16 protein-coding genes are annotated in these 15,660 nt (G+C 63.2%); 8 read left to right on the top strand and 8 right to left on the bottom strand.

The features are described 5' to 3' along the window. Positions 1 to 19: 19 nt before the first annotated feature. Positions 20 to 670, bottom strand: coding sequence for a LysE family translocator (locus tag A9K71_RS16480; RefSeq protein ID WP_066997698.1), 651 nt, complete (start codon positions 668 to 670; stop codon positions 20 to 22). A 34-nt stretch (positions 671 to 704) separates the two neighbouring features. After that, positions 705 to 1,328 (bottom strand): FMN-binding negative transcriptional regulator, encoded by a 624-nt coding sequence (locus A9K71_RS16475; RefSeq protein WP_066997695.1) that lies wholly within the window; start codon positions 1,326 to 1,328, stop codon positions 705 to 707. A gap of 77 nt (positions 1,329 to 1,405) precedes the next feature. Between A9K71_RS16475 and A9K71_RS16470 the strand changes: the two genes are divergently transcribed. After that, positions 1,406 to 2,833 carry a PLP-dependent aminotransferase family protein gene (locus tag A9K71_RS16470; RefSeq protein WP_066998149.1) on the top strand — a complete coding sequence of 476 codons (1,428 nt, stop codon included), beginning with the start codon at positions 1,406 to 1,408 and terminating at the stop codon, positions 2,831 to 2,833. Positions 2,834 to 2,844: 11 nt separating this feature from the next. On the opposite strand, the gene A9K71_RS16465 is transcribed toward A9K71_RS16470, so the two are convergent. Both A9K71_RS16465 and A9K71_RS16460 read right to left on the bottom strand, forming a co-directional pair. Next, the gene (locus A9K71_RS16465; RefSeq protein WP_066997692.1) at positions 2,845 to 3,663 is read right to left on the bottom strand and encodes a L,D-transpeptidase; all 819 of its coding nucleotides are present in this window, start codon (positions 3,661 to 3,663) and stop codon (positions 2,845 to 2,847) included. Positions 3,664 to 3,832: 169 nt separating this feature from the next. Further along, a complete protein-coding gene (locus tag A9K71_RS16460) occupies positions 3,833 to 4,495 on the bottom strand; it encodes a haloacid dehalogenase type II (RefSeq protein WP_066997689.1) in 663 nt (220 codons plus the stop codon). A 251-nt stretch (positions 4,496 to 4,746) separates the two neighbouring features. Between A9K71_RS16460 and A9K71_RS16455 the strand changes: the two genes are divergently transcribed. The 5 genes from A9K71_RS16455 (at position 4,747) to A9K71_RS16435 (ending at position 10,615) form a co-directional block, all read left to right on the top strand. Further along, complete coding sequence (locus tag A9K71_RS16455; RefSeq protein ID WP_066997686.1) at positions 4,747 to 5,625, top strand: branched-chain amino acid aminotransferase; 879 nt, start codon at positions 4,747 to 4,749, stop codon at positions 5,623 to 5,625. A 106-nt stretch (positions 5,626 to 5,731) separates the two neighbouring features. After that, a complete protein-coding gene (locus A9K71_RS16450) occupies positions 5,732 to 6,334 on the top strand; it encodes a superoxide dismutase (protein ID WP_066997682.1) in 603 nt (200 codons plus the stop codon). Positions 6,335 to 6,494: 160 nt separating this feature from the next. Then, a complete protein-coding gene (locus A9K71_RS16445) occupies positions 6,495 to 6,932 on the top strand; it encodes a cytochrome c (RefSeq protein ID WP_066997679.1) in 438 nt (145 codons plus the stop codon). A gap of 9 nt (positions 6,933 to 6,941) precedes the next feature. Further along, on the top strand, positions 6,942 to 7,886 hold the full coding sequence (locus A9K71_RS16440; protein ID WP_066997676.1) for a cytochrome c: 945 nt from the start codon (positions 6,942 to 6,944) through the stop codon (positions 7,884 to 7,886). A gap of 131 nt (positions 7,887 to 8,017) precedes the next feature. Further along, positions 8,018 to 10,615, top strand: coding sequence for an AMP-binding protein (locus A9K71_RS16435; RefSeq protein ID WP_066997673.1), 2,598 nt, complete (start codon positions 8,018 to 8,020; stop codon positions 10,613 to 10,615). Between the two features lie 25 nt (positions 10,616 to 10,640). Here the strand turns inward: A9K71_RS16435 and A9K71_RS16430 are convergent, their stop codons facing one another. Together A9K71_RS16430 and A9K71_RS16425 are read right to left on the bottom strand one after the other, a co-directional pair. Then, the gene (locus A9K71_RS16430) at positions 10,641 to 11,030 is read right to left on the bottom strand and encodes an SET domain-containing protein-lysine N-methyltransferase (protein ID WP_066998147.1); all 390 of its coding nucleotides are present in this window, start codon (positions 11,028 to 11,030) and stop codon (positions 10,641 to 10,643) included. A gap of 100 nt (positions 11,031 to 11,130) precedes the next feature. Next, the gene (locus tag A9K71_RS16425) at positions 11,131 to 13,230 is read right to left on the bottom strand and encodes a S9 family peptidase (RefSeq protein WP_066997670.1); all 2,100 of its coding nucleotides are present in this window, start codon (positions 13,228 to 13,230) and stop codon (positions 11,131 to 11,133) included. A gap of 120 nt (positions 13,231 to 13,350) precedes the next feature. Between A9K71_RS16425 and A9K71_RS16420 the strand changes: the two genes are divergently transcribed. Both A9K71_RS16420 and A9K71_RS16415 read left to right on the top strand, forming a co-directional pair. Beyond that, on the top strand, positions 13,351 to 13,719 hold the full coding sequence (locus A9K71_RS16420) for a hypothetical protein (protein ID WP_066997667.1): 369 nt from the start codon (positions 13,351 to 13,353) through the stop codon (positions 13,717 to 13,719). A 411-nt stretch (positions 13,720 to 14,130) separates the two neighbouring features. Beyond that, on the top strand, positions 14,131 to 14,559 hold the full coding sequence (locus tag A9K71_RS16415) for a MucR family transcriptional regulator (RefSeq protein WP_066997664.1): 429 nt from the start codon (positions 14,131 to 14,133) through the stop codon (positions 14,557 to 14,559). Between the two features lie 131 nt (positions 14,560 to 14,690). Here A9K71_RS16415 and A9K71_RS16410 read toward each other — a convergent pair whose 3' ends face one another. Further along, positions 14,691 to 15,119 (bottom strand): SufE family protein, encoded by a 429-nt coding sequence (locus tag A9K71_RS16410; RefSeq protein ID WP_066997661.1) that lies wholly within the window; start codon positions 15,117 to 15,119, stop codon positions 14,691 to 14,693. A 111-nt stretch (positions 15,120 to 15,230) separates the two neighbouring features. Then, positions 15,231 to 15,623 carry a DUF5330 domain-containing protein gene (locus tag A9K71_RS16405; RefSeq protein WP_066997658.1) on the bottom strand — a complete coding sequence of 131 codons (393 nt, stop codon included), beginning with the start codon at positions 15,621 to 15,623 and terminating at the stop codon, positions 15,231 to 15,233. Between the last annotated feature and the right edge of the window lie 37 nt (positions 15,624 to 15,660).

The following is a 15,660-nucleotide window of genomic DNA, read 5'->3' as shown; positions in this document are numbered from 1 at the left end:
CCCAACTGAGGCGCGGCAATCATAGGGCAGGGCGCTTGGCTACGGCGAGCCCGATGCCCAGCGCGATCATCGCGCCGCCGGACGCCTCCCGCATCCGGCGTATGATGCCGGAACGGCCTGCCGCGCCTTCCCTGATGCGGCCGGCCGCGAAGGCGACCACGATATCGGCCAGCGTGTTGAGCGTCACCGACACGAAGCCGAGCACCATCAACTGCAAGGCGACGTGGCCGGCGCCGAGATCCACGAATTGCGGAATGAAGGCCAGGAAGAAGGCGGCCGTCTTCGGGTTCAGAGCCTCGACCAGCACCCCTTCGCGAAACGCTCGGCCAGCGCCGACCGCAGGCGTCGGCGCGCCACCTTCCAGCATTGCCTTTGCCTCGCGGCGGGCGGACTGGAAGGTGCGCAAGCCGAGCCAGACGAGGTAGACGGCGCCGATCAGCTTCAGCGCCGTAAAGAGTTCGGCGCTCGCGAGCACGAGGGCGGAAACGCCCAGGCTTCCGGCAAGCACATGAACCATGCCGCCCAGGCCCGTCCCGAAACTGGAGGCGATGCCTTCAGCGCGGCCTCCGGCCAGGGTGCGCGCGGCGACATAGAAGATGCCCGGTCCGGGCGTGATGGCGAGCAGCAGCGCCGCGGCGAAGTACAAGGCGAATTGTGTCAGGTCCGGCATGATCGGCTCGCTGGCAATTGGACTGGGTCGGATGTCAAGACGGGATCAGTTGGGCGACGTCGCGATCCGAAGGCCGGTCGCTCGCTGCTAGACCGGTGGCGACACCGGCGCGATCGGCCGCGTTGCGGTTCTGGCTCATCTTGCGCTTGCCTTGGACCCGCGTGATCGGCATGCGCAAGCCGACAATGCCTTTGAGTTGCGCCTGGATGAAATCCGGCGGCGCATCCGATACGGACCAAGGCGAGGGGCGTCCGCCTTCATGCAGATTGGTCAGGCGCGTGACGATCTCGAGCAGCCTGTCGGCATCCTCGAAGAATTCGATCGGCCCATAGGCATGAACGGCCAGGTAGTTCCAAGTCGGCACTACCTTTCCGGTCTCTTGCTTGGTCTGATACCAGGCCGGCGTCACGTAGGCGTCGGGGCCCATGAAGATCGCCAGGCTTTCGCCCAGCACCGGTGCGCGCCACTGCGGATTTGCCTTCGCGACATGGCCGTAGATCGTGCCATGCTCGCCCTCGCTCTCGTTGAGCAAAAGCGGCAATGGCGTCGCCTGCGGTCCTTCCGCCGTGGCGGTGACCAGCGTCGCCAGCCGTGCCGCGCGGATCGTCGCCATGAGGCTCTCCCTGTCGTCATCGCGGAAGGCGGGCGGAATGTACATGGCGAAAACTCCTTGCATTGCATGGAAAGATGCAGGAAAGCTGGCTTGCTTGGAACATCCAGTTTTGCAGGTTTTCGATGGTCCAGTTGGAGCAGGAAGGCGTGGCGCGCCGGATCATCGCGGCGATCAAGGCGCAGATCCACAGCGGCGTTTACCGGCCCGGCGATCGCCTGCCGTCGTCGCGGGCCTTTGCCGCCGAATGGGGCGCGTCGCGAACCACGGTGACGGCGGCCTACAACCAGCTCGACGCCGAAGGCTATCTGATCATTCGGCAGGGCGCGCGTGCCATTGTGGCTCCGGGACTGGAGAGGCCGTCAGGGGCGGCTTCCATCGCGGCTGCCTCGCCACGCAACCTCTCGACGTTCGCGCGCAGGCTGCTGGCTCTGCCTTCGCCGGTGGAACAGCAGCCGGCCAAGGTTGCGGATTTCCGCTATGGCGACCTGTCCGGGGCGGACTTCCCGGTCCTGGCTTGGCGACGGGCCTCGAACAAAGCCATTCTGCGGCGCGGCGCGCGGCTGCGCTATGGCGACCCGCAGGGATCGCTTGTTCTTCGCAGCGCCCTGCAAACCTATCTCTGGCGCGCACGCGGCATCAGCTGCGCGCCAGACCAGATCGCCGTCGTCAACGGCTCCCAGCAGGGGCTCGACCTCTGCGCGCGGCTGCTGCTCGACCCCGGCGATCCGTTCGTGATCGAGAATCCGGGCTATCTGCTGGCCCGCCATGCCTTCACGGCTGCGGGCGGCGTCGCCGTGCCAGTTGCGGTCGACGCTGACGGGATAAGGACGGATGCGCTGCCGCCGGCCCGTCTGGCTTACGTCACGCCATCGCACCAGTTTCCGCTCGGCGGCGTGCTTTCGGCGACGCGGCGGCATTCCCTCCTGGCCTGGGCCACGGCATCAGGCGCCTATGTCGTCGAAGACGACTACGACGGCGAATACCGCCACGACATAGCCCCCATCCCGCCTCTGCAGACGCTCGATCCAGGCTCGGTCATCTATGTCGGCACGCTGTCCAAAACGCTCTCGCCCACCTTGCGGCTCGGTTATCTCGTCGTCCCCGCCGGCCTGCGTCGGGCCTTCAGCGAGGCAAAGCGCCTGACCGACCGGCATGCTCCGATGCTGGAGCAGGATGTGTTGGCCGACCTGCTGACGAGCGGCGCTTACGAGCGCCACGTCCGCAGCATCCGCAGGAAAAATGCCGAGCGCCGAGAGGTCCTGCTGCGGGCGCTGGCCGATCATATCGGGCCAAAGGTGACTGTTGCTGGGGCCGACACGGGCCTGCACCTCGTGGCCTGGTTGAACGGCATCGATCCTGGATGCGAGCCGGCGATCGTCGCCGACGCACGTGCTGCGGGGATCGGCCTCTATCCGGTATCGCCGCTCTATGATCCGGCCGAGCCGCGGCCCGAAACGACGGGCTTCATCATGGGATATGCTGGTCTCGACGCGGAGGCGTTGCGACGCGGCGTTGCGGTGCTGGCGGACATCCTCGCCAGGCACCGCTGACGAACGCCGGATCAAAAGACCTCGTTGCTCTCCTGCGGCACCGGCCCCAGCAGGACAGAGTCGTCCGGCACGCCGTTGTCGATCGGAATGGCCCGGCGTTCGGGCATATCGGCCATCGGCTGGCCGACATCTGCTGTGACCACGACCGGCGTCTTGTTGGGCACGCGGTCATAGAGGTCGATGATGTCCTGATTGATCAGGCGCACGCAGCCCGACGAGACCGACTTGCCGATCGACCACCATTCCGGCGACCCGTGCAGACGATAGAGCGTGTCCTGGTTGCCTTTGAAGAGGTAGAGCGCACGCGCCCCGAGCGGGTTCTTGAGCCCGCCGGGCATACCGCCGTTCTTGGCGCTGTATTCCGTCAGTTCCGGCTGGCGGGCGACCATCTCGTCCGGCGGCGTCCATTTCGGCCACTTCTGCTTCCATTGCACGACCGCATCGCCCGACCATTCGAAGCCGGCGCGGCCGAGACCGACGCCGTAGCGGATCGCCTGGCCACCCTCACGCACCAGATAGAGGAAGTGGTTGGTGGTATCGACGACGATGGTGCCCGGGCGCTGTCCGGTCGGATCGGGAACGATCTGGCGCAAATATCTGTGGTCGATCTTGTTTACCGGGATGGCCGGCAGGTCGAAGCCGTTGTCGGACATCGGCCCATACATGGTGGCGTAGTCGCCGAGCGGCGGCTCGACAGAGGCCGGCGGTGGCGGCTGCACGGCTGCCGGGCGAGGACCGGTGGTCGAGCAGGCGGAAACCGCCGAAGCAGCTCCAAGAGCCGTGAGATTGAGGAAGCCACGGCGGCTGATGCGGAAGGAAGCGTCTGACATGGTTGCCTTTTCTAGGTCTTAATCGCAAGAATGCATGAATCCGCGGGCCGGCCGCCGGCAGCTGTTAACAGTCGGCGGTGATAGGCGGTTCCAATTCTGGCCTCAGGGTGGACAAACAAAGGCGAAGCTGTGACTGCGACACATCTGTTGCACTGCAGCAACAGCACCCTCAAACCCCTGCCAGAAGGCCTTCGAGCGAGGGCAGGATCAGCCCCGGCGGAAAGTCCCGGTATTCGTCGGGCTGATTGGCGCGATTGATCCAGACGGTGCGGAAGCCGAACCTGGCGGCGCCCGCGACGTCCCAGCGGTTGGAGGACTGGAACGACACCGCCCCCGGATAGAGCCGCCAGCCGGTGACCACCATGTCGTAGACCGAAGGATCGGTCTTGAAGCGCTTGATCTCGTCAACCGAGAAGACGTCGTCGAGGATCTGGTCGAGGGCGGCCGATTTCACCGCCGCCCGCAGCATTTCCGGCGACCCGTTGGACAGGATCGCGAGCTTCGCTCCCGCTGCTTTCAGCGCCTTCAATACCGCCGGCACTTCCGGATAGCAGTCGAGCCGCCAATAGGCTTCCAGCAGCCTTGCCCTGAGCGCCGGATCGGCCGACGGCACCTTGCGCAGCGCGAAGTCCAGCGCCTGCTCGGTCAGTTGCCAGAAATCGGCATAGGTGCCCATCAGCGTCCGCACCCAGGAGTATTCGAGCTGCTTGGCGCGCCAGATTTCGGAGAGAAGCTGGCCGTCCGGCCCGATCTCGCCGGCATGGCGGCGTACCGCGGCGTGCACGTCGAACAACGTGCCATAGGCGTCGAAGACATAGGCTGCATGATGCATAGGAAGAGTTTTGCGGCGCCCGGCCTTGCCGCGCAAGCGCTGATTGCGGTTAATGCATGTCGCCCAAAAGTGGGCAGCGGTTTTCGGAAAGGATCGCATAACACAAAAACCCAACACACATGGCCCATCCCTTTCCGTGCGCCGTGCTTTAAGTGCCTCTGGCCTCAAGGATTTTTTCCGATGTCGGTTGACGCCGGCCGTCAAAGCATCGTCCTATGGCGGCCGGAACTCATCCATACGGACGGCAAACGATGACACTGGCGGCGGCGGCGCAGTCCGCGACATGGACCTATGTGGACGGCGACTGGTACGAGGGCAATGTCGCCATTCTGGGACCGCGCAGCCACGCCATGTGGCTGGGCACCAGCGTCTTCGACGGCGCCCGCTGGTTCGAAGGCGTGGCGCCCGATCTCGATCGTCACGCGGCGCGCGTCAACGCCTCGGCGATCGCGCTCGGCCTGAAGCCTTCCATGACGACGGAGCTAATCGTCGGGCTGACCTGGGACGGCCTGAAGAAATTCGACGGCAAGACCGCCGTCTATATCAGGCCGATGTACTGGGCCGAGCATGGCGGCTATATGGGCGTGCCGGCCGACCCGTCCTCGACCCGCTTCTGTCTCTGCCTTTACGAGTCACCGATGATTCCGCCTTCGGGCTTTTCGATCGGCGTCTCGCCGTTCCGGCGGCCGACCATCGAGACCATGCCGACCAACGCCAAGGCCGGCTGCCTTTATCCCAACAATGGCCGCGCCATCCTCGAGGCCAAGATGCGCGGCTTCGACAACGCGCTGGTGCTCGATATGCTGGGCAATGTCGCCGAGACCGGCACCTCCAACATCTTCCTGGTCAAGGACGGCCATGTGATGACGCCTGCCGCGAACGGCACCTTCCTTTCCGGAATCACCCGCTCGCGCACGATCAACCTGCTCGGCGACTATGGTTTCAGGACCACCGAGAAGACGCTGTCGATCCGCGATTTCCTCGAGGCGGACGAGATCTTCTCGACCGGCAACCATTCCAAGGTGGTGCCAATCACGCGCATCGAGGACCGCAGCCTTCAGCCTGGACCGGTCGCCAAGAAGGCGCGCGAGCTCTATTGGGATTGGGCGCATTCGACTTCCGCCGCCTGAGCGGATAAAAAGGCGATTGGCGCTTCGTTCCGGAGTTGTCCCAACCCATTCCAGACCTATCTTAGTCCGGTAGTTTCACCGGACTTTTCCTGAGGGAGTACCATCCATGGCTTTTGAGTTGCCCGCTTTGCCCTACGACTACGAGGCCTTGCAGCCTTACATGTCGAAGGAGACGCTGGAGTATCACCACGACAAGCACCACAAAGCCTATGTCGACAACGGCAACAAGCTGGCCGCCGAGGCTGGAATGGGCGACCTGTCGGTCGAAGAGGTCGTGAAACAGTCCTTCGGCAAGAATGCCGGGCTCTTCAACAATGCCGCCCAGCACTACAACCATATCCATTTCTGGAAATGGATGAAGAAGGGCGGCGGCGGCAACAAGCTGCCGGGCGCGCTGCAGAAGGCCGTCGATGCCGATCTCGGCGGCTACGACAAGTTCAAGGCGGACTTCGTCGCCGCCGGCACCACCCAGTTTGGCTCCGGCTGGGCATGGCTTTCGGTCAAGGACGGCAAGCTCGCGATCTCGAAGACCCCCAATGGCGAGAACCCGCTGGTTCATGGCGCTTCGCCGATCCTCGGCGTCGACGTGTGGGAGCACTCCTATTACATCGACTACCGCAACGCGCGGCCGAAATATCTCGAAGCCTTCGTCGACAGCCTGATCAACTGGGATTATGTCCTGGAACTCTACGAGAAGGCGAAAGCTTGATCGACCTTTCCGAAAAGCCCCGGCATGACCGGGGCTTTTCTTTTGCCGGCGCAGGAGGGCAATTCCAGTCAAGAAAATCGTTGCGGCGCGGAGGGAATAATTCCACTGCAACGCCCGTTAACGTCTAGTCGCGAACTCTCTTCACCATGGAGCCAATTGAATGAGAAAGCTTGTCATCGCCATCTCTTTGCTCGCTTTTGCCGGTTCGGCCGCTTATGCCGATCCGATCAAGGATCGCCAGGCCCTGATGAAGGAACGCGGCAAGCTCGCCGGCCAGTTGTCCAAGGTCGTCAAAGGCGAGGAGGCTTTCGACGCCGCCGCTGTGCTGACGGCGCTAAAGGCGTTGGAGGCGAACGCCGAAAAATTCGATGCCGAGAAACTTTTCCCGGCCGGCAGCGACAAGGGCGACACCACGGCGGCGCCGAAGATCTGGGAAGACATGCCGGGCTTCAAGGCGGCCGGGGACAAGTTCCTGGCCGACGTCAAGGCGGCAGTGGCTTCGCCGCCGGCCGATGTCGATGCGCTCAAGGCGCAGCTCAACACCATCGGCGGCGACTGCGGCGCCTGTCATGAGACCTACAGGATCAAGAAGGGCTGATCGCCTGATATGGCGTGGCTGAAGAAGCTCGTCGGCGCCGTCATCGTGCTGGGCGGCGCCGGCGCGGTCGCCGGCTGGGCGTTGTCAGCGCCCGTCAGGCTTGATGCCGCGGCCGTCGCGCAGCTTAGCCCCGGTGATGCTGCGAAAGGCAAGCGCATCTTCTTTGCCGGCGGCTGCACATCCTGCCACGCCAAACCGGGGTCCAAGGGTGATGCCCGCCTAGAGCTTGCCGGCGGGCTGGAGCTGAAGACGCCGTTCGGTACCTTCGTACCGCCCAACATCTCACAGGATCAAAAGGACGGCATCGGCGCCTGGAGCGAGGAGGACTTCGCCAATGCGATGCTGAAAGGCGTTTCGCCCTCCGGCGAGCATTTTTATCCGGCCTTCCCTTATGCCTCTTATGCTCGCATGAAGCCGGCCGATATCGCCGACCTCTATGCTTTTATGAAGACGCTGCCGGCGGTCGCCGGCAAGGCGCCCGGCCACAAACTCTCCTTCCCCTTCAACATCCGTCGCGGCATTGGTCTTTGGAAGCGGCTCTATGTCAGCCCTGAACCGGTCATTGCCTTGCCCGGGGGCGCGCCCGACAAGGTGCTGGCCGGCCGCTATCTGGTCGAGGGCCCCGGGCATTGCGGCGAATGCCACACGCCGCGCGACTTTGCCGGCGGCGTCAAGAAGGCCGAATGGCTGGCGGGAGCCGTGGCCGCCGAGGGCTCGGGCGTGGTGCCCAATATCACCCCGCAGGGCGGCACGAAGGACTGGTCGGAGGCCGACATCGCCAACTATCTCGAAACCGGCTTCACGCCGGATTTCGATTCCGTCGGCGGTGCCATGGTCGACGTGCAGCGCAACATAGCTCAGTTGACGGCCGACGACCGCGCCGCGATCGCAGCCTATCTGAAGACCGTCCCGCCGCATCCCAACGGCTATCCGGCGCGCAAGCCGGCGAGCTGACCGATGCATATCGGCTGCGCGACACCATCGATGCGATCTGCCTGTGATGTCTCACGTCCATATTAGTTGACTTTAATAGTCATGTATCATACGCGCTTCGGCCAGTTTCCAGGCGGACCGAAGCCTTGCCCATGCACTCTCTCGACCTTGTGTCTGAATTCGTCCGTGGGGAGCAGCGCGCAGCACTTCTCTTCGCCGACGGGCGCAGCCTGTCTTATGCGGAGCTCGACGACCTTGCGCAGCACTTCGCCACACGGCTGGGGGATGAGGTAAAGCAGCTCGTCGCTATCTCAGCGGAACCCTCCGAGCATGCGGTCGTCGCCTATCTTGGAGCCCTGCGGGCGGGACATGCGGTGGCCATGCTGCCGCCTTGCGACAAAAGGGTCTGGGACGATTTCCTGGCAGCCTTCCAGCCGGATTTCACCTATCGCCGAGCCGATGGCCGCTGGCGTCTCGTGAAGGAAGCCTGGCCCGCGAGGAACATTGAGCCGCTGCATCCCGATCTCGCGCTGCTGCTGATGACGTCCGGCAGCTCGGGCGCCGCCAAGGCGGTCAGGCTCTCCTATGCCAATCTCGAAGCCAATGCGCGCGCGATCACGACCTATCTCGAACTCTCGTCCGCCGACAGGGCCGCTCTCATGCTGCCGCTGCACTATTCCTACGGACTGTCGGTCCTCAATTCGCATCTGATGGCCGGCGGCAGCATCCTCTTCCCCGGTGTTTCGGCCGTGGACGGCGATTTCCTCCAGATAATCGCCGACGGTGGCTGCACCAATCTGTCCGGCGTCCCGTATTCCTACGAACTCCTGGAACGGATGCGTTTCCGCAACGCTAAGCTCAGGGATTTGCGCATGATGACGGTGGCGGGTGGACAGCTCAGCCCCGACGTCATCCGCCTGTACAGGGATCACTTGCGCGCCGTGGGTGGGCGTTTCTTCGTCATGTATGGTCAAACAGAGGCGACTGCGCGTATCGCTTTCGTCCCGCCTGAGAGCCTCTCCGACCGGGAGGAGCGGATCGGCGTCGCGATCCCAGGCGGCAGCCTCGGCCTTGTCGACGACAAGGGGGAGCCGGTCAGCCGCTCGGGCATCCCTGGAGAACTTGTCTATCGCGGCCCGAACGTCATGATGGGTTACGCCGAGCAGCGTTGTGATCTGGCGCGCGGGGCTGAGGTCGAGATCCTGAACACCGGCGATATTGCCGTCCAGGACGAGCACGGTTTCTTCCGCATTGTCGGGCGCAAGAGCCGCTTTGCCAAGATTGCCGGCCTTAGGATCGGCTTCGATATCATGGAGCAGGCCATGGAGCGGGCGGGCATTGCGGCCGCGGTGCTCGGCGACGATCGGGGCCTACAGGCCTACGTGACCGGCCCCGGCTCGGCAGGCAGGGCACAGCGTATCCTGGCCGAAGTTAGCCGCTTGCCCGCAAATCTGGTTCGAGTTTCGACGCGTGGCGACTTTCCCAGGCTAGCCTCGGGCAAGATCGACTATAGCTGCCTGCAACGCGAGATGTTGCTGGGACGGGCGGAAATCCGCTCCGAACGTGGCGGCGTGCCCGGAGCCTATGCCCGCGTGTTCTATCCGCTTCCGGTCGGCCGCGCTGACAGCTTTGTGTCGCTCGGCGGAGATTCCCTTCGCTTTTTGCAATTGGCTCTGGAACTCGAACGGCTCGGCTTGGAACTGCCGGACGGCTGGGAACGACTAAGCGTTGGAGACCTGACAAATCTTCATTCGGCGAAACGGTCTTTCATGCCGGACCAGGCAAACGAGACGCCTGTCGATATCGTGCTGAGGGCCTTCGCCATCCTGCTGGTGGTCGTGCATCACGAGACGCTGTGGCCTATCCCAGGCGGCTCCGGCATCATGATGCTGCTTGTCGGCTACAGCCTTGCGCGGTTTCAGTCGGTCCATTTGCTTGCCGGTCGGATCCGGTACGCGCTGAAACCTGCGATCGGCGTCCTGATCCCTTATTTTCTCATAGTCGCCGCTTACTCCCTCGCCTGGCAGGCGGCGCCCTGGGCCTCGATGACCCTTACCGGCAACTTCGGCTATGCCGAACCGGAGCGTCACGAGATGATCCCGTATCTCTACTGGTTCATCGAGGCCTATGCGCAGACGCTGTTGGTCTTCGCCCTCGCCTTTGCCGTTCCGGTTCTACGCAAGCTCGCCCAGGCTCGACCCTTTGCCTTCTCGATCGGACTATTGGCGTTTGCCGCCGCTGCGCGCTTTGCAGTCCCATTGTTCGTGGACTTAGGCAGCCGCCAGATCTTCGCGATCTACTGGGTCTTCCACCTTGCGGTCTTCGGCTGGTGCGCCGGTTTGGCCGACACTCCCGCCAGAAAACTCCTCGTGACCGCATTTGCCACTGCCGTATTGGGGTATCTAGCCTTTTGGGAGTCGGTCTGGCTGGGGACGACGGTCAAGTATTTGACGATCTTCGCGGCGCTCTCGGCTCTTCTTTACCTGCCGCGTGTTCGCCTGCCTGGTGGGGTGGGGCGGGCGGTTACGCAGGTCGCCGTCGCGGCTTTCCCGATCTACTTGGTCCATCGCTTCGTCCCGGAGCTTTTGATGGCACCTGTCGCAGGCTGGCTGCCGGCTCCAGGCTTCCAACTGCTTGCGATCGCCGGCGGCGTCGCTTTAGGCGTCATCGCCGGCAAAGCCTTGGCCGCCATCCGACATCTGCGCGGCAGATTGGCCATGGAGCGCTTGCCGGAATTGCTCTCGGCGTGAGACGCTTCGATCACGGTCGCTCCGATTACGCGTGGCGGTCGCCCAAAAAATCGAAGCCGTTTTCGAAGAAGTGGTTGTAGTCGCAGGTCAGTTCCTCGCCGGGCGCGATGTCGCGCAGCGCGTAGGTTTCCTCCGGCGAGGAGACGTCGCAGTTCGGCTCGTCGGCATGGTTCATGTAGCGCGCATCGTCCGCCTCGAAGACGATATAATTCCGGTCGCGCCTGTCCGGATAGGAGTACCGATCGAGGTAGGACTTCACCGGGCCGCTTTCGTTCTCATAAGTGTCGACCGAAATGCGGCGGTCGAATCTTGGATCGAGCTTCCAGATCAACGTGCCCTTTGGAATGCGGTGTTTGGCGAAGACACCGATGCCCTGGATGGGCGATTTGTCGAGATAGACGTCGACGAGCAGCATGACGAACCCTGCGAATGACGGATGGCGCGGCCCGAACCGGCCGCGACCAAAAACGAGGCGCATTGCGTAGCGCGAGGTGCTCGCGATTGCGAGGGAAAAATCAGGCCTTGCCGGTCACTTTCAACGCAAAGGCGTAGATATACGCGATCTCCTCCAGGCGCGAGAACCGGCCCGAGGCGCCGGCATGGCCGGACTCCATGTTGATCTTGAACAGCACCGGCTTGTCGCCCGCCTTGCGGTCGCGCAGCCGCGCCACCCATTTGGCCGGCTCCCAATAGGTGACGCGCGGGTCGGTCAGACCTGCCAGCGCCAGGATCGGCGGATAGTCGAGCGCCGCGACATTGTCGTAGGGCGAATAGGCAGCGATCGTCGCGTAGTCCTCGGCCGAGGCGATCGGATTGCCCCATTCGGGCCATTCCGGCGGCGTCAGCGGCAGGCTGGCGTCGAGCATGGTGGTGAGCACGTCGACGAACGGCACCTCGGCGACGATGCCGCCGAAGCTTTCGGGTGCCATGTTGGCGATCGCCCCCATCAGCATGCCGCCGGCCGAGCCGCCCTGCGCGACGATGCGATCGTGCGACGTGTAGCGCTCGGCCACGAGATGGCGCGCTGAGGCGATGAAATCGGTGAAGGTGTTCATCTTGTGCCGACGCTTGCCGTCGTCATACCAGCCGTAGCCCTTGTCCTTGCCGCCGCGCACATGGGCAATGGCGTAGACGAAGCCGCGGTCGACCAGCGACAGGCAATTGGTGTTGAAGGCGGCAGGAACCGTGATGCCATAGGAGCCATAGCCGTAGAGCAGGCAGGGCGCCGAGCCATCAAGCGGCGTGTCGCGATGGTGGATCAGCGAGATCGGCACCAACTCGCCGTCGGCAGCCGGCGCCATCAGCCGGCGCGTGACATAATGCTCCGGATCGTGGCCCGATGGCACCTCCTGCGTCTTCAAGAGAACGCGCTCGCGGCTGCGCATGTTGTAGTCGAATACCTGTGCCGGTGTCGTCATCGACGAATAGGTGAAGCGCATGACTTCGGTGTCGTATTCGTAGGAGCCGGAAAGGCCGAGCGAGAAGGCCTCCTCGTCGAAGGAAATGAGGTGCTCCTCGCCGTTTGCCCGATCGCGCACGACGATGCGCGGCAGGCCCTCCTTGCGTTCCAGCCTGACCATGTGGTGCCTGAATCCGAGCACCGACAGGATCAGCCGGCCGGGCTCGTGCGGCACCAGTTCCTTCCAGTTGGCCTGCACCGGATCTTCGACCGGCGCGGTCATGATCTTGAAGTCCTTGGCGCCGTCGGCATTGGTGAGGATGAAAAAGACGTCACCACCTTCCTCCAGGTCATATTGCAGGCCGGTCTCGCGCGCTGCCACCAGCTTCGGCTCGGCGAACGGCTCGTCGGCGCGCAGAAGCCGGTATTCGGAGGTTTCATGATCGTTGATGCCGATCATGATCCAGTCGTTGGAACGCGTGCCGCTGACATCCATGAAGAAGCCGGCATCCGTCTCTTCGTAAATCAGCCGGTCGTTGTCCGGACTGTCGCCAAGCGCGTGGAAGAACACTTTTGACGGGCGGTGGCTGTCGTCGAGGCGGGTGTAGAAAAAGCCGTCGTCTCCGGCATTCCACACGCCGCCGCCACCTGTATCCGGGATCTGATCGGTGAGTTCCTTGCCGCTGGCGATGTCCCGCACGCGCAGCGCGAAGAACTCCGAGCCCTTGTCGTCGAAAGCCCAGAGCAGCTTGCGATGGTCGGCCGAATGGTCGAATCCGCCAAGACGGAAATAGGGCTTGCCTTCGGCTTCCGCATCGCCGTCGAGCAGGATCTCTTCAATGCCGCCATCGCGCGGCGTGCGGAAGTAGCGCGGTTGCTCGCCGCCGAGCTTGAACGACGAGCCATAGGCGTAGGGACCGTCCTTCATCGGCACGGTGGAGTCGTCCTCCTTGATGCGCCCCTTCATCTCGGCGAACAGCTTGCGGCGCAGCTCGGCCGTGTCGGCCATCAGCGTTGCCTGGTAGGCATTCTCGGCCTCGAGATGAGCGCGGATCGCGCCGTCGAGCAGTGCAGGGTCCCTGAACATCGCCTGCCAGTTGGCGGCCCGCATCCAGGCGTAGTCATCGGTGCGGGTGATGCCGTGATGAACGTCGAAGATGGGGCGTTTCTCGGGCCGCGGCGGGATGGCGGTCGGGAAGACGGAGGTTCTGGTCATTGCGTCTCGCTATGGAATTGCCTGAAATTTGCTTGAATGGCGAATGAACGCGTCGCTCAGCAGCGGTTCAAAGGGCGGGGTTTAAGGTGGTCTACACAAGGTAAGTCGAAAGGGGAAAAGATGAAATCCTATGTTCGAGCCGCCGTGGCTTTTGCTGTCGCTTCGGCGGTCCTGGCCTTTTCCGGCCAGTCTCATGCAACCGTGTTCGCGGCCTGGCAAGTGGCTGGCGTGCCGTTCGGCGACACGCTCAACGCGCGCAAGTATCCGTCAAACACATCGCAAAGACAGGCGGCCTATCCGAATGGCACTGTCTTGCAGATGACCGGCCGTTGCACGGGCGGGATAGATCTGCTCGACATTGCCGGCCAACCGCACTGGAAGCAGCGGCAGGCGATCCGCTACCGCTGGTGCGAGGTCTGGCACGATCCGGCGCAGAACGGTGATTTTGTTACCGGCTGGGTCTACGGCAAGTACATCAAACCCCACTGAGAGGTTCGTCGAGGCGACTTGGCTGTTTGACGCGAGGATGAATGTCCGCGCCATGATCCATAGGATTCTTCGCCCACCGGGCGGCCAAACATTAGTTTAGCCAAGCATAAAGAACCTGTTTTGACGCGACCAGAGGTGTAAAAGCGTGCTTGGCGCCACGTCAGGCTGCACTGGTCCGGCCAAAAAAATCTCGCTAAGTTACACGGCACACGAATTTTTGAAGCTGAACGGGCAATATTTGATGAATATCGCCGAATATAATTCAATAGGTGAATTGACTTACTTGCAGCACAGGGTCATTAAGATGACGCGACGCGAATCGCAGGGCTTGCCTGCATGAATTTCGCGCGATGCCCGATCCAGAAAAAGGGCGCAGTCTAGAAAACAAACTCTCGTTGGGGCCTGAGCACAATGGATATCGTCGAAACACCTTCAAGGAATGGGGACGCGCTAATCGAGCTGACTGCCGATGTCGTCGCGGCCTATGTCAGCAACAACCCGGTGCCGGTCGGCGAACTGCCGAACCTGATTGCCGACGTCCATGCCGCGCTCGGCCGCGTCGGCGGCACGACGGAGCTGCCTTCGGCCGAGAAGCAGAAGCCGGCCGTCAACCCGAAGCGCTCCGTGCATGACGACTACATCGTCTGTCTCGAAGACGGCAAGAAGTTCAAGTCGCTGAAGCGCCACCTTATGACGCATTACAATCTGACCCCGGAAGAATACCGCGAGAAGTGGGGCCTGGACGCCAACTATCCGATGGTTGCTCCCAACTACGCAGCCGCTCGTTCGCAGTTGGCCAAGAAGATGGGCCTCGGCCGCAAGCCCAAAGGTCGCCGGTAGCAGCTTCCGCAAGTCGGCAAAAGCGACGGCGCCCGCGGGGCGCCGTTTTGCTTTTGAGGTATTTCAGGGATGTCTTGCTGCGAACGGGTGAACCCGCCGCAGTGCGGCTTGTTGCCGGGCTTGGGGCAGAGTCAGGCGGTTTGCTTCAAGGCGGCTTCGGCGTCGCGCTTGATGCGCTTGACCATTGAGCGAAGGCCGTTGGCGCGCTGTGGCGACAGATGCTCATCGAGGCCGAGCTCTTTCAGCGTCACTTCCGCATCGGTGTTCTGGATTTCACTGGCCGGCCGGCCCGAGAACAGCGCCAGCATGATGGCGACAAGGCCGCGCACGATGTGGGCGTCGGAATCGCCGCGAAAGCTGACCACCGGATCGACGCCTTCTCCCTGCTCGGTGGTCAGCCACACCTGGCTGACGCAGCCCGGCACCTTGTTGGCCGGTGTGCGTTCCGCCTCGGGAAACGGAGGCAGCGCCTCGCCGAGCTCGATCACATAGCGGTAGCGGTCCTCCCACTCGTCGAGCAGGGAGAAATCGTCGCGGATCGTTTCGATCGAGGTCGTCATTGCCCGCATATAGTGACCCGGCGCCGCCACGTCACGGAAAAAGAAAGACGCCGCGGGCGTCGAGAGGTCGGGCGGGCCCGCGGCGTTAGAGCATTTCCAGAAAAAGGAATCTCAGTTCTTCGCCGTCAGCATCACCGGGATGTTGACTTTGGCGGGCAGGACGATGTCCCCGGCGACGCTGCCGGTGGTCTCGCCAGACGTCTCCGCTACCTTCGCAGCGGGCGCGGCCGTCTTTTCCGACTGCTGGTCATCAAGCATGGCGGCAGCGATCTTGGCTGTCTCCTTGGCGCGCACGGTGATGGTGTGCATGGCCGATTTGCCGGTCTCGCAAACATCCGGCTTGCGCTCGCAGATGCCGGCAATGTCGCCGACCGCCTCGCGCGCCGCAAACAGCGCCTGGATCGGCCCGACCGCCTCGCGGCCATCCTCGTCGGGGCCGACGCTGAGCGGCAGCGCCAAGAGCACCAGCGAAAACCAGAAAGCCATCCTGATCAGAAAGCCCATCTCGATGCCTCGTCGTGATCGGATCATGCATCCATCG

The organism is Mesorhizobium sp. WSM3873, assembly GCF_001672445.1.
In the GTDB taxonomy this organism is placed as follows: Bacteria; Pseudomonadota; Alphaproteobacteria; order Rhizobiales; family Rhizobiaceae; genus Mesorhizobium.
Note: the sequence above shows the minus strand (reverse complement) of the source record. Positions and strands in the feature narration are given on the sequence as shown.

What these genes read in the sequence shown, in the direction of transcription:
- A9K71_RS16480 (WP_066997698.1), bottom strand. Translation starts at nt 670, where the DNA reads ATGCCGGACCTGACACAATTCGCCTTGTACTTCGCCGCGGCGCTGCTG.
- A9K71_RS16475 (WP_066997695.1), bottom strand. Translation starts at nt 1,328, where the DNA reads ATGTACATTCCGCCCGCCTTCCGCGATGACGACAGGGAGAGCCTCATG.
- A9K71_RS16470 (WP_066998149.1), top strand. Translation starts at nt 1,406, where the DNA reads ATGGTCCAGTTGGAGCAGGAAGGCGTGGCGCGCCGGATCATCGCGGCG.
- A9K71_RS16465 (WP_066997692.1), bottom strand. Translation starts at nt 3,663, where the DNA reads ATGTCAGACGCTTCCTTCCGCATCAGCCGCCGTGGCTTCCTCAATCTC.
- A9K71_RS16460 (WP_066997689.1), bottom strand. Translation starts at nt 4,495, where the DNA reads ATGCATCATGCAGCCTATGTCTTCGACGCCTATGGCACGTTGTTCGAC.
- A9K71_RS16455 (WP_066997686.1), top strand. Translation starts at nt 4,747, where the DNA reads ATGACACTGGCGGCGGCGGCGCAGTCCGCGACATGGACCTATGTGGAC.
- A9K71_RS16450 (WP_066997682.1), top strand. Translation starts at nt 5,732, where the DNA reads ATGGCTTTTGAGTTGCCCGCTTTGCCCTACGACTACGAGGCCTTGCAG.
- A9K71_RS16445 (WP_066997679.1), top strand. Translation starts at nt 6,495, where the DNA reads ATGAGAAAGCTTGTCATCGCCATCTCTTTGCTCGCTTTTGCCGGTTCG.
- A9K71_RS16440 (WP_066997676.1), top strand. Translation starts at nt 6,942, where the DNA reads ATGGCGTGGCTGAAGAAGCTCGTCGGCGCCGTCATCGTGCTGGGCGGC.
- A9K71_RS16435 (WP_066997673.1), top strand. Translation starts at nt 8,018, where the DNA reads ATGCACTCTCTCGACCTTGTGTCTGAATTCGTCCGTGGGGAGCAGCGC.
- A9K71_RS16430 (WP_066998147.1), bottom strand. Translation starts at nt 11,030, where the DNA reads ATGCTGCTCGTCGACGTCTATCTCGACAAATCGCCCATCCAGGGCATC.
- A9K71_RS16425 (WP_066997670.1), bottom strand. Translation starts at nt 13,230, where the DNA reads ATGACCAGAACCTCCGTCTTCCCGACCGCCATCCCGCCGCGGCCCGAG.
- A9K71_RS16420 (WP_066997667.1), top strand. Translation starts at nt 13,351, where the DNA reads ATGAAATCCTATGTTCGAGCCGCCGTGGCTTTTGCTGTCGCTTCGGCG.
- A9K71_RS16415 (WP_066997664.1), top strand. Translation starts at nt 14,131, where the DNA reads ATGGATATCGTCGAAACACCTTCAAGGAATGGGGACGCGCTAATCGAG.
- A9K71_RS16410 (WP_066997661.1), bottom strand. Translation starts at nt 15,119, where the DNA reads ATGACGACCTCGATCGAAACGATCCGCGACGATTTCTCCCTGCTCGAC.
- A9K71_RS16405 (WP_066997658.1), bottom strand. Translation starts at nt 15,623, where the DNA reads ATGGGCTTTCTGATCAGGATGGCTTTCTGGTTTTCGCTGGTGCTCTTG.